The sequence below is a fragment of the Streptomyces sp. TG1A-8 genome, from assembly GCF_030499535.1.
GTDB lineage: Bacteria > Actinomycetota > Actinomycetes > Streptomycetales > Streptomycetaceae > Streptomyces.
The window spans coordinates 4047701-4059042 of the sequence record NZ_JASTLB010000001.1; the positions used below are offsets into that span (position 1 = coordinate 4047701).

At 76.1% G+C, this 11342-nt stretch carries 11 protein-coding genes and 2 pseudogenes; 6 read left to right on the forward strand and 7 right to left on the reverse strand.

The window, feature by feature from the left end; translation table 11 throughout:
* Positions 1 to 3 precede the first annotated feature (3 nt).
* Positions 4 to 2643 carry a helicase-associated domain-containing protein gene (locus tag QQY24_RS17735; protein WP_301973667.1) on the reverse strand — a complete coding sequence of 880 codons (2640 nt, stop codon included), beginning with the start codon at positions 2641 to 2643 and terminating at the stop codon, positions 4 to 6.
* 172 nt (positions 2644 to 2815) lie between these two features.
* On the opposite strand from QQY24_RS17735, the gene QQY24_RS17740 reads away from it, so the two are divergent.
* Both QQY24_RS17740 and QQY24_RS17745 read left to right on the forward strand, forming a co-directional pair.
* The gene (locus QQY24_RS17740) at positions 2816 to 3961 is read left to right on the forward strand and encodes a hypothetical protein (protein ID WP_301973668.1); all 1146 of its coding nucleotides are present in this window, start codon (positions 2816 to 2818) and stop codon (positions 3959 to 3961) included.
* 115 nt (positions 3962 to 4076) lie between these two features.
* On the forward strand, positions 4077 to 4736 hold the full coding sequence (locus tag QQY24_RS17745; protein WP_301973669.1) for an HAD family hydrolase: 660 nt from the start codon (positions 4077 to 4079) through the stop codon (positions 4734 to 4736).
* On the opposite strand, the gene QQY24_RS17750 is transcribed toward QQY24_RS17745, so the two are convergent.
* Positions 4700 to 4963, reverse strand: coding sequence for a hypothetical protein (locus QQY24_RS17750; protein ID WP_301973670.1), 264 nt, complete (start codon positions 4961 to 4963; stop codon positions 4700 to 4702). The two genes, QQY24_RS17745 and QQY24_RS17750, sit on opposite strands and share 37 nt — an antisense overlap.
* A 164-nt stretch (positions 4964 to 5127) precedes the next feature.
* On the opposite strand from QQY24_RS17750, the gene QQY24_RS17755 reads away from it, so the two are divergent.
* The gene (locus tag QQY24_RS17755) at positions 5128 to 5511 is read left to right on the forward strand and encodes a cold-shock protein (RefSeq protein WP_301973671.1); all 384 of its coding nucleotides are present in this window, start codon (positions 5128 to 5130) and stop codon (positions 5509 to 5511) included.
* Positions 5512 to 5513: 2 nt separating this feature from the next.
* Here the strand turns inward: QQY24_RS17755 and QQY24_RS17760 are convergent, their stop codons facing one another.
* The 4 genes from QQY24_RS17760 to QQY24_RS17775 all read right to left on the reverse strand — a co-directional run bounded on the left by QQY24_RS17760 (position 5514) and on the right by QQY24_RS17775 (position 9031).
* Positions 5514 to 6377 (reverse strand): 1,4-dihydroxy-6-naphthoate synthase, encoded by an 864-nt coding sequence (locus QQY24_RS17760; protein WP_301973672.1) that lies wholly within the window; start codon positions 6375 to 6377, stop codon positions 5514 to 5516.
* Entirely contained in the window at positions 6355 to 7062 is a 708-nt protein-coding gene (locus QQY24_RS17765; protein WP_301973673.1) for a futalosine hydrolase, read from the reverse strand. The genes QQY24_RS17760 and QQY24_RS17765 overlap by 23 nt, the downstream gene beginning before the upstream one ends.
* Before the next feature lie 23 nt (positions 7063 to 7085).
* Positions 7086 to 7562, reverse strand: a complete 477-nt coding sequence (locus tag QQY24_RS17770; protein ID WP_301973674.1) for a DUF2771 domain-containing protein — start codon at positions 7560 to 7562, stop codon at positions 7086 to 7088.
* 62 nt (positions 7563 to 7624) lie between these two features.
* On the reverse strand, positions 7625 to 9031 hold the full coding sequence (locus QQY24_RS17775) for an MFS transporter (protein ID WP_301973675.1): 1407 nt from the start codon (positions 9029 to 9031) through the stop codon (positions 7625 to 7627).
* A 368-nt stretch (positions 9032 to 9399) separates the two neighbouring features.
* Between QQY24_RS17775 and QQY24_RS17780 the strand changes: the two genes are divergently transcribed.
* Complete coding sequence (locus QQY24_RS17780; RefSeq protein WP_301973676.1) at positions 9400 to 10326, forward strand: DUF3027 domain-containing protein; 927 nt, start codon at positions 9400 to 9402, stop codon at positions 10324 to 10326.
* 10 nt (positions 10327 to 10336) lie between these two features.
* On the opposite strand, the pseudogene QQY24_RS17785 reads toward QQY24_RS17780, so the two are convergent.
* Positions 10337 to 10672, reverse strand: a pseudogene (locus QQY24_RS17785) (hypothetical protein); the annotation flags it as partial.
* 23 nt (positions 10673 to 10695) lie between these two features.
* On the opposite strand from QQY24_RS17785, the pseudogene QQY24_RS17790 reads away from it, so the two are divergent.
* A pseudogene (locus QQY24_RS17790) lies at positions 10696 to 11119 on the forward strand (Scr1 family TA system antitoxin-like transcriptional regulator); the annotation flags it as partial.
* Between the two features lie 11 nt (positions 11120 to 11130).
* Positions 11131 to 11301, forward strand: coding sequence for a DUF397 domain-containing protein (locus tag QQY24_RS17795; protein ID WP_301976275.1), 171 nt, complete (start codon positions 11131 to 11133; stop codon positions 11299 to 11301).
* Positions 11302 to 11342: the final 41 nt, after the last annotated feature.

Sequence of the window (11342 nt, forward strand, 5' to 3'; positions counted from 1 at the left end):
CGGTCACGACCGGTCGTCGGCCAGCTCCGCGACGCCCGTCACCCGGTGCAGCGGGTAGGTGCGCACCTCGTCGGCGGTGTGGTCGTACGCCGTCACGAGGCCGCCCTCGACGCGGATCGGGGCGATGACGCGCCGACTGGCGGCGCCCTCGGCGTTGACGTAGCCGATCCACAGCGACTCGCCGGTCAGGACGGCGGCCTGCACGGTGGCGAGGGTCTCGGCGGAGCTGGTGCGCGGCAGCGCGCCACCGCCGTCCGCACCGTCCGTGGTGCCCGCGCCGTCCGTGGTGCCCGCGGGTCGGCGCGGGGCGGTGGCGGCCAGGTCGCCCGCCCGGATCGCGCGGACCGCCGCCGTGAGGAGGGTGGCGTCGGGCGGCGGCGGACCCTCCGGCACCGGCTCGGGGGCGGTGCGCGGCGGGGAGCGGTGGGCGTCGGCGCGGCTGATGAGCACCTCGCCCTCGGCGGACTCGGCGGCGGGCGCGTACCCCATCGCACGCAGGCCCTCCAGCAGGGTGCCCGGGTCCGACTGGGCCGCGAGCACGGTCGGGGCGAGGCGGCGCAGGCGCAGGGCGGCGGCCCGTCTGTCCGCGAGGATTTCGTTGAGCAGCGCGTCGTCGTCGCAGCGGACGTACGCCGAGGCCGCGCCGACCCGCAGGTGGCCGTGGCGGCGGGCCACGTCGTCGATCAGGTAGGCCAGCGGCTGCGGGACCGGGGTGCGGGAGTGCGTGGCGAGGAAGGCGTGCAGTTCGGCGGCGGTCCGGCCGGCGTCCAGGGCCCGGCGGACCGAGGCCGGGGTGAAGCGGTAGACGGTCGCGCCGCCCTTGGACTCGACGTCCGCGAGGACCCCGAGCACGGCGGCGAGCGGGCGCACCAGCGGACCGGGCGCCACCGCCGTCAGGTCCGCCTGGAGCAGCACGTGGTCCAGCGGCTCGGGCAGCAGCGGTGCGAGCAGCCGGGCGGCGGCACCGGCGGCGGCGGCCTGCTCGGCGGGGGCGAGGGGGCCGGGGGGTCCGGGGGGAGGGGCCGCACGGTGATGGTGCACGGGCAGCTTGTCACCGGGACCGGAGGACCCCTGCGCGGAGCCGGGGCCGGCGGAACCCGCGGAGCCGGAACCGGAGTCGGCACCGGCGGGAGCGGCGGCGGCCGGGACGCCCAGCAGGGCGCGGCCGTGGGCCGACAGGGCTCCCCGGCCGGTGATGCCGAGCAGTTCCGCCTCCGACAGGGTCCAGCGGGCGATCCGCGTGCGCAGGTCCTCGTCGCCGTCGCGGTCACCGCCCCGCTGCGGCCCCCGCAGCGGCCGCTCCCAGCGCAGCCGGGCCAGCACCGACTCCGCCGTCGGCGCGGCGCCCGTCGGCAGCCCGGCCAGCAGGGCCAGCACCCGGTGCCGCACCTCGGGCGCGGCGGACCGGTCGAGCCCGGGGCCCAGCGCGGCCAGCGTCCGGTCCTTCGCGTCCCGCCCGCCGACCAGCCCCGCCGTGCGGGTGGCCGTCAGCCACGTGCGCGCGAGGTGGGACCAGCGCTCGGCGGCGGGCCGCTCCAGCCACTCGTCGTAGGCGGGAGTGGCCGCGTACCGCTCCTCGGCCTCGCCGTCGGAGGCGAGCAGCCCGGCCGTGTGGGCCAGTTCGGCCCAGAAGGCGGCGACCGGTTCGGACACGTCCAGGGCGGCGGCGGTGCGCTTCAGGTCCCGCACGCTGAGCCCGCCCGCCCGCAGCACCGGGGGCCCGCCCGCGTCCCAGCCCTTCAGCAGTTCCTCGACGGTGGCCAGCGCGGTGTACGCCTGTCCGGCCGCCGTCGCGTCCACGACCTGCGGCGCGTGGACCGCGGCCGGCTCGACGGCGGGCGGCAGCGGTTCGGGCGTGCGGTGCGCGCGGCCCCCGCGCAGGTGCAGGGCGACCTCGCGGGGCAGCACGACCGTGCCGGGCGCGGTCGGCAGCAGCAGGCCGCGGTCGAGCAGCCAGCGCAGGTGGGCGGCCGGGTCGGCGGTGACCTGCCCGTACGGCGGCCCCCACACCAGCCGGTTCAGCACCTCGCGGGAGGCCTCCGGGGCGCCGGCGAGCAGCGCGGCCATCTTCTTGCGGGCACCGAACAGCCCGGTCAGCGCGGCCACGGCGGAGACCGGGTCGTGGGTCGAGGGCAGTCCGGCGGCGGTGACGATCTCCTGGATCCGCCCCGGCGACATGCCCGAGGCGGCCTCCTGCACGCTCGGCCCGAGCCCCGTCGGGGAGGGGTGCTGCGCGGACGGCGCGAGCAGCTCGCGCGCGGTGCGCACCAGGCGCAGCCGGTCGTCGCCGCCCCACACCAGGGCCTGTTCGCGCAGTGTGCCGACGGCGCGGGGCAGTGCGCCGGCGACGGTCTCGTCCCCGGCGTCGCCCGCCACCAGGGCGAGCAGCGCGGCGTACGGCGCCGGGTCGGGGGCCACGGCCAGCGCCTGCGCGGTCTGCAGCGCGAACCGGTCGAGGCGTTCCAGCGCCCGCAGCACCGAGGCGCGGGTGGCGGCCCGGGCGGCCAGTTCGGTGAGGTCGCCGGGGACGGGCGTGACGAGGTCCGGCCGGCTGCGCAGCAGTGCGGCCAGGGAGGCGTCGTCCCTGGCGCGGAGTGCCTCCGCGAGGGACCGGGGGGCCGCCGGTTTCTCCTCGGTGCTCATCCGGTTCACGGTACCGGGTGCCGGTGACGGCGGGGCCGCGCGTCCCGGCCCGCCCCTCCCGCGCGGGCGCCGGCCGGGGCGGATGGGGCCCCGCGGCGGCTGCGGCGGAGGCCGTCGGGGAAGAGGGGGTATTTTCCTCAGGGATGTCATCGCCGTAGCCCCGGAGGGGTCCGTGGGGATCGAGAGCGACCAGGTCGTCTACGAGTATCTGAGCCGCGTCGGGGACGTGGCGCACCAGCGGCAGCTGCCGTCGGCCGCGCGCATGCGGCTGGTGTCGCAGTTGCGCGACGACATCGACCGGGCCCGGGCGAAGGCGGCGGTGGACAGCCCCGTGGCCGTCCGCCGCATCCTGGACCGGCTGGGTACGCCGGACGAGGTGGTCGAGGCGGCGGGTGCCGTCCCGGGTGCCGTGCGGGCGCCCGAGCCGCCGCCCGCCTCCGTGCCCGTCCAGCGGGAGCCGCGGGCCGGTGCCCGGCCCGGCGCGGAGGCGGAGGCGGAGGCGGAGGCGGAGGCGGACGGGCAGTCCGGCGCGGAGACGCAGGCGCGGGCGCCGGAGCGGCCGAGGGGCCTGCGCCGGGTCGTGCCGCGCCCGCGTCCCGCGGCGCGGCCGCAGGCGTCCGCCCCGCACGAGGAGCCCTCCCCGCCGCACCTCGCCGCCGCGCACGAGCTCGGGGACGGGGTCGAGCCGCCCGACTGGTGGCGGGTGGAGAGCGGCCCGTTCGGGGCGGTGGCCGACGACGCCGTACCGGGTTTCGTGGGCGGCGTGGAGGTCCCCGAGATGCTCAGGCGCCCCCCGAAGGAGGAGCCCGCGCCGCAGACACCCCCGGAGCCGGACCCGGCCCCCGCCGCCCCGGCCCCCGCCGTGCCGCCCCCCGCCCCCCTGCGCCGCCTGTTCTCCCGCCGCGCCCCGGCGCCCGCCCCGGCGTCCCCCGCCCCGGCCGCCCCGGCGTCCCGCACCGCCCGCCGCCTGCTCCCCGCCGCCGGCTGGACCAACCCCCTGTTGCTGCTGGCCGCCGCCGCGCTGGTCGCGGGTGCCGTGCTCGGCAACTGGTTCGCGCTGCTCCTGGGCTGGGCCGTCGCCTACGGTTCCCGGCGCCTGACCCCCGCGGAGACCAAGTGGGCGGTGCTCGGCGTACCCGGTCTCGCGCTCGCGGCCGGCGTGACCTGGCTGTGGGGACGGCAGGACGGCCGCTGGGGCACCCCCGTCGCCCAGGGCCACATGGACGACGCCGTCGCCGGGACCTGGCCCTGGGTGGTCCGGGGCGCGGCCGTGGCCTCGGCGCTCTACCTGGTGTGGCGCTCCCAGCGCGGGCGTTAGCCCGCGGTCCCCTCGCACCGGTGCTCCCGGCCCCGGCGCGGGGGCCCGCCCCGGGGGCCCCGCCGTTCCGGGCGGCCCGCCCGGGAGCCGTCCGGTCACCCGGCACAATGACCGCATGACCCCGCACCCCGCGCCCGCCGGAAGTCCCGTGCTCACCGTCGGCTTCGACCTCGACATGACCCTCATCGACTCCCGCCCGGGCATCCGTGCCTGCTACCTGGCGCTGGCGGAGCGGACGGGGACGTACATCGACGCCGACCTCGCGGTGACCCGGCTCGGCCCGCCCCTCGCGGACGAGCTGGTCAACTGGTTCCCCGCCGAGCGGGTGCCCGCGGTGGCGGACCTGTACCGGGAGATGTACCCGTCGTACGCGGTGGCCGCGACGCCCGCCATGGCCGGGGCGCGGGAGTCGCTGGAGGCGGTGCGGGCGGCCGGCGGGCGGACGATGGTGGTCACGGCGAAGTACGAGCCGAACGCCAAGCTGCACCTGGCCCACCTCGGCCTGGAGCCCGACGTGGTGGTGGGCGGCCTGTGGGCCGAGCAGAAGGCGGAGGCGCTGCGCGAGCACGGCGCGGGCGTGTACGTCGGCGACCACGTCGGGGACGTGCGCGGCGCCCGTACGGCGGGCGCGCTGTCGGTGGCCGTGGCCACCGGGCCGTGCGACGCCGGCGAACTGCGCGCCGCGGGAGCGGACGTCGTCCTGGACGACCTGTCCGCCTTCCCGGGCTGGCTCGCCGGCTACCGCGGCGCGCCCGGCGCGGCCCCGCGCGCCTGACGCCGCCCGGCCGCGATCGAACGCAGCACGCCCGCGCCGGCGACCAGGAACCCGACGGCCATGAGCATGCTCAGCCCGAACATGTACGTCGGGAAGGGCTTCGCCCCCAGGAGCAGCGGGGCCACCGTGACGAGGGTGGCCACGGCTCCGATGAAGAACACCACGGCACCGGTCCGGATCAGCCGGTCGCCGGGCCCGGCGGAATTCGTTTGGGTTTTGTCACGCACCGGACCAGGGTAGTTCCCAGCGCGGGGGAACGACCGAGGGGCGTCTTGTCACCCGCCCGCAGACCACTAGCCTGGGGAGCGGCGGGTCGAGGACGGCCCGCTCCAGTGCTATCCAGAGCCGTTTCCGAAGCGGTTTTCCGACGAGTACGAGGACGAGGACAGACGTGCCTACCGGCAAGGTCAAGTGGTTCAACAGCGAGAAGGGCTTCGGCTTCCTCTCCCGCGACGACGGCGGTGACGTCTTCGTGCACTCCTCGGTTCTCCCCGCCGGAGTCGATGTGCTCAAACCGGGACAGCGCGTGGAGTTCGGCGTCGTCGCCGGTCAGCGCGGTGACCAGGCGCTGTCGGTGACCGTGCTCGACCCGACGCCGTCGGTCGCGGCGGCCACCCGCAGGAAGCCGGACGAGCTGGCCTCGATCGTCCAGGACCTGACGACCCTCCTCGAGAACATCACGCCGATGCTGGAGAAGGGCCGCTACCCGGAGAAGGCCTCGGGCAAGAAGATCGCCGGGCTGCTGCGCGCGGTCGCCGACCAGTTGGACGTCTGACCTCAGGGGAAGTCCAGCGCGCCCGCGCCGAGGGGCGGCACCAGCCCCTCGGCCGCGGCCCGGGTGAGCAGGCCGCGGACCGCCGCGTAGCCGTCCTCGCCGAGGTCGGCGGTGAACTCGTTGACGTACAGGCCGATGTGCTGGTCGGCGACGGCCGGGTCCATCTCCTGGGCGTGCTCCATGACGTACGGCCGGGAGGCCTCCGGGTCGTCCCAGGCGGCCCGGACGGAGGCGCGCACACCGTCCGCGAGCCGGCGCAGCGCGTCGGCGCCCAGCGACCGCCTGGCGATGATCGCGCCGAGCGGGATCGGCAGCCCGGTGGTGCGCTCCCAGTGCTCGCCCATGTCGGCGAGCTTGTGCAGCCCGTAGTTCTGGTAGGTGAAGCGCGCCTCGTGGATGACGAGTCCGGCGTCCACCTTGCCGTCCCGCACGGCCGGCATGATCTCGTGGAACGGCATGACGACGATCTCGCCGACCCCGCCGGGCAGGGTGTCCGCCGCCCACAGCCGGAACAGCAGGTAGGCGGTCGACCTCTCGCTGGGCACCGCCACCGTGGCGCCCGTCAGGTCGGCCCCCGCCTCCCGCGTGAGCACCAGCGGCCCGCAGCCGCGCCCCAGCGCGCCGCCGCACGGCAGCAGCGCGTAGGCGCCGAGGACGTACGGCAGGACGGCGTACGACACCTTCAGCACGTCGAACTCGCCGCGCTCGGCCATGCCGTTGGTGATGTCGATGTCCGCGAAGGTCACGTCCAGCGCGGGCGCGCCGGCGACGCGGCCGTGGGCGAGGGCGTCGAAGACGAACGTGTCGTTGGGGCAGGGCGAGTACGCGATCCGCAACGGCTGCTCACCGGTGGTGCTGGTGCTCATGAGGACTCCAACTCTCCAATACGGGCGCGAGCTTCCCGAAGCCGTCGGTCAGCGCCGCGAGGGCGTCGCCGATGCGCCAGGCGGCGCGGTCGCGCGGGCCGACCGGGTTGGACACCGCGCGGATCTCCAGCACGGGCACCCCGTGCGCGGCGGCGGCCTCGGCGACCCCGAACCCCTCCATGCCCTCGGCGAGGGCCTCGGGGTGGCGGGCGCGCAGTGCGGCGGCGCGGACGGCGGTGCCGGTCACGGTGGAGACGGTCAGGACGGTGCCGGGGCGGGCGCCGGTGGTCTCGGCCACGGCCCGCACGAGTGCGGCCGGGGGCCGGTGGGTGATGGTCCCGAACCCGAGTTCGGTGACCGGGAGGAAGCCGTCGGCGGTCTCGGCGCCCAGGTCGGCGGCGGTGATGGCGTCGGCGACGACGAGCGAGCCGAGCGGCGCCTCGGGCGGGAAGCCACCGCCGATCCCGGCCGAGACGACCAGGTCGTACGGGGTGCCGGCGAGGGCGGCGGCGGTGAGCGCGGTGGCGGTGGAGGCGGCGGCCATGGCCGGGCCGACACCGGCGGCCAGCAGGTCGTACCCGCCGGCGGAGCGCACCGGTGCCGCCCCCGGCAGCCGTCTCTCCCCGCCCGCGCCCGGGAAGGCCCGTGCCACCGCGTCCCGTTCGGCGGGGACCGCGGTGGCCACGAGGACACGCGGGGCGGACGTGGTCAGGAGGCCTTCTTCAGCTTGAACGTCCACAGGCCCTTGGCCGGCTTGGCGCCCATCTGGACCGACACCGTGTTGGTGGTGCCCTGAGTGCCGTACTGCGCGTTGAAGAACGCGCTGCCCGGGATCGTGGTGTACGTCTTCTTGTAGGTGTCGGTGAACTGGCGGCCGTTCACCAGGATGATCCAGCCGTTGTCCGCGATCTTCGGGTCGACGCCGAAGCGGACCGTTTCATCGGTGTCCACCGTGATCGACTTGACGTCGTCGGTGTCCTTGGCGCACTTCTCCAGCGACTGGGCGCCCAGCGCCTTGTCGTCGTTGTAGCAGAGCGCCTCGGCGTTGACCGAGCTTCGGCCCACGGTGATCGTCGCGACGGGCGTCGGCTTGTCGCAGGCGGACAGGACGAGCAGTCCGGCGGAAACGGCGCCGGCGGCGGCGACGGCGCGGCGGCGTCGCACAGCGGATTGCAGCGTGGTCATGGCCGAAGGCTATCGGGCACCCCGTGCCGTCCGCCCACGTGGGGTGCGGCGTGCCCGGTTCGTTACGCCACGCGCGCCCGCGGCCTGCCGCCGTGCCGGGCGGAGGCGAGCAGCCCGCGCACCGTGCCGAGCCAGCCCACGGCCACGAAGGAGGCCGCCACGGCCAGCCCCAGGGTGCCGTTGAGCGGCATCACGATGCCGACGGCGCCGCCGAACACCCACGCCACCTGCAGCAGCGTCTCGGACCGCGCGAACGCGGAGGTGCGCACCAGTTCCGGCACGTCCCGCTGGATCAGCGCGTCCAGGGACAGTTTGGCCAGCGCCTGCGCGAACCCGGCGACCGCGGCCAGGCAGGCCACCAGGAAGGCCCCGAACAACAGGGCGGCCACGACCGCCGCGCCCAGCGCCACCGCGACCACGGTCACGATGATGATCTCCGGCGCCTTCGACTTCAGCCACGCCCCGACGGCCGTGCCGAGCGCGTTCCCGGCGCCCGCCGCCACGCCCACTACGCCCAGCGACACGGCCGCGCTCTCCCCGGTCAGCGGGTGCTCGCGCAGCAGGAACGCCAGGAAGAAGATCAGGAAACCCGACAGGCAGCGCAGCGCGGCGTTGGCGCCCAGGGCGTGCGTGACGGCGGGCCCGACCGTCCGCAGCCCCGGCCGCCTGGTCTGCTGCGCCTTGCGGCGCAACCCGTGCACGTGCTCTTCGTCGGCCGCGAGCAGCGCCACGTCCTCGCCCTTGGCGGAGTCCACCTTGGGCGGCAGCGAGAACGACAGGAACGTCCCCCCGGCGAAGATCACGAAGGAGCCGTACAACGGCCAGGGATCCCCGAGCGCGTGCAGGGCCGCCCCGATCGGCGCGGCCACACCGGTGGCCAGCAGCCCGGCGAGGGTGACCCGGGAGTTGGCCTTCACCAGGGAGAACCCGGGCGGCAGCAGCCGGGGCACGACGGCACTGCGGACCACCCCGTAGGCCTTCGACGCCACCAGCACCCCGAGCGCCGCCGGGTACAGCTCCAGGCTCCCGCTCGCGACGGCCCCCGAGATGATCAGCGCGAGCAGCGCACGCGCCAGCATGGCCCCGGCCATGGCGGCCCGGCGGCCGTGCGGCAGCCGGTCGAGCAGCGGCCCGATCACGGGGGCGAGGACGGTGAAGGGCGCCATGGTGATGGCGAGGTACAGGGCCACCCGCCCGCGAGCCTCGTCGGTGGGCACGGAGAAGAACACCGTGGACGCCAGCGCCACGGTGATCATGACGTCTCCCGCGCCGTTGACCGCGTGCAGTTCGATCAGCTTGCCCAGCCCCGACTCGCCCGCCCCGTGGGCGTGCGTGGCCCTGCGGATGCCGCGCGCGGTACCGGTCACCGGGAAGTGCAGGGCACGCCCGACCGCGCGGACGGTACCGCCGACCCGGCCCGAACCGCCACCCCGAACGCTTCCCCTGCCCGCGGTTGCCACGTCGTTCATAGTGCCCCGAGACCCCGCCCGATAGTGCGGTTTGAACCCGAGCGAGTCGGGACGGCGCGCTCGGGCCGGTTCCCCGGGGTCCCTCCGCCCGTCCGCCGCGCCCGTCGGCCGGGGCCGTCCGCCGGGCGCGTCCCGCCCGCCGGGTCCCGGTGGCCGGACGGGAAACCCCGCCGTGCGGCGGCGGACTGTCCCCGACCACCGGCGACGGGGTAGCGTGCGTGTCTCAGCCATAACGCAGAATGGATGGCAGAGGTGCGCCCGAGCGCGATCGGACGCGGACGTCGATGCGGTCCCCAGGTCCGCTCCGCCCGCTTCACCGCCGGAGGCAGCCGCACTCGTTGAGACGGCGTAGGAGAGAAGCGATACCTGTGAGCGCAGCGACAACGCGAAGCCGCACCCCCGACCGCCTGTGCGCCGAGGCCGTGGACCTCGCCCGCGCCGCAGCCGAGGAAGCCGCGGCGCCCGGCGTGGTCGGCGAGCACGTCGGCACGGTGTCCGAGGGCGACCGCGTTGTCACGCACTTCTTCGAGTGCAAGGAACCGGGCTACCGCGGCTGGCGCTGGGCCGCGACGGTGGCCCGGGCCTCCCGCGCCAAGGTCGTCACGCTGGACGAGGTGGTCCTGCTCCCCGGACCCGACGCCCTCCTCGCCCCCGAGTGGGTGCCGTGGAGCGAGCGGCTGCGCCCCGGCGACATGGGCCCCGGCGACCTGCTGCCCACCGACCAGGAGGACCTGCGCCTGGAGCCCGGCTTCCTCGGCGAGGACGAGCCGCTGCCCAGCTCCCCGGTCTCGGAGGAGATGGCGGAGCTGGCGGAGGCGGAGGACGCGGACGTCACCCCGGCCGCTCCCGCGAAGCTGCCGGCCGTCCCCACCCGCGGTTCGATCGCCGCGGTGGCCGAAGAGCTGGGCATGCGCCGGGCCCGCGTGCTGTCCCGCTACGGCCTGCACATCGCCGCGGACCGCTGGGAGGAGGCGTTCGGCCCCAAGACCCCCATGGCCCAGGCGGCTCCCGCGCCCTGCGTCAGCTGCGGTTTCCTGCTGCGCATGGGCGGTTCCCTCGGGCAGGCCTTCGGCGTGTGCGCGAACGAGTTCTCCCCGGCCGACGGCCGCGTGGTGTCCCTGGCGTACGGCTGCGGCGGTCACTCGGAGGCGGCGGTCATGCCCAAGCCGCCCCAGCCGGCCCGGCCGGTCGTCGACGAGACCCGGGTCGACCCCTTCCCCCTCCGCCCGGCCCGCGGCTCGGGCTCGGTCCCGGAGACCGGCGACGACGAGACGGCGGAGCTGGGCCACTCGTAGGACGGCGGTCCTACGCGCAGGGCGGCACCCCACCGGTGGGGACCGTCCACTCCGCGGGGGTGACGTCCCGGCCGTGGACGAAGTCCCCCGACGAGGCCGCCACGGGAGCGGACCGGCAGTCACGGCACGTCCCCGGGGCCGCGGAGCGGAAGGCCCTGTCGCAGCCCTCGCAGGTCCGGAGGGGGTGCCGGACCGGTGGCGGGGGTGCCGGGGCGCGGCGAGGGGAGCAGCGGGGCGGCCCGGTGGCCAGGCGGTGGGCGAGGAGGGCCGCCGGACGGCACAGCGGTTCCTCCGGCAGACCGGGGGTCAGCGCGTGCCGCACGCCCTCGGCTCTCACCTCCCGCTTGCCGATGTTCACCCGGGCGGGTGCGTCCTGCGTACACCGATGACGAGATCGAGCGATACATCGCAGCGCGCGTGGCCCGCACATCCGTCTCCGACCGCGATCCGGCGCCTGAGATCGGTTTCGTACTCGAAGAGTGGACGCTGCGACGCCCCTTGGGAGGTCGGATGGTGCCGCGTCGGCACCCTGAACACCTTCCGACGTCAGCGCGGTCGCGGAACGTCGACCTTCAGGTGATGCCGATGGACCGTGAGGAGCACGCCGGGGTGGACGGGAGCATCGAGGTGCTGAAGTTCACCGATGGAACAGCGGTCGGGCGTTCGCCCGCGGTGGCCAACGGTCGGCCGGTCGATGGACCCCGGCAACTCCGTATCCTCGGGCTCCGGTACGGAATCATCCGGGCCCAGGCGCTCACCACGGGAGTCGACGTGCTTCATCGAGCAACTGCTGAGGGCAGCACGATGTGGTTCAAGAGCAGCTACGGCAGCGGCAGCGGGGGCGACTCCCGCGTGGAGGTCGCCCCCACCCCCGGGACCATCCACATCCGCGGCTCCAAGCGGACCGACGGTCCCCTCCTCGCGGTCACCCCCTCCGCCTGGACGGACTTCGTGTCGTACGCCTTTGCGCGCTGAGCCCGCCCGCACTCCGCCGGGGGCGACGGCACCCCTCGTGC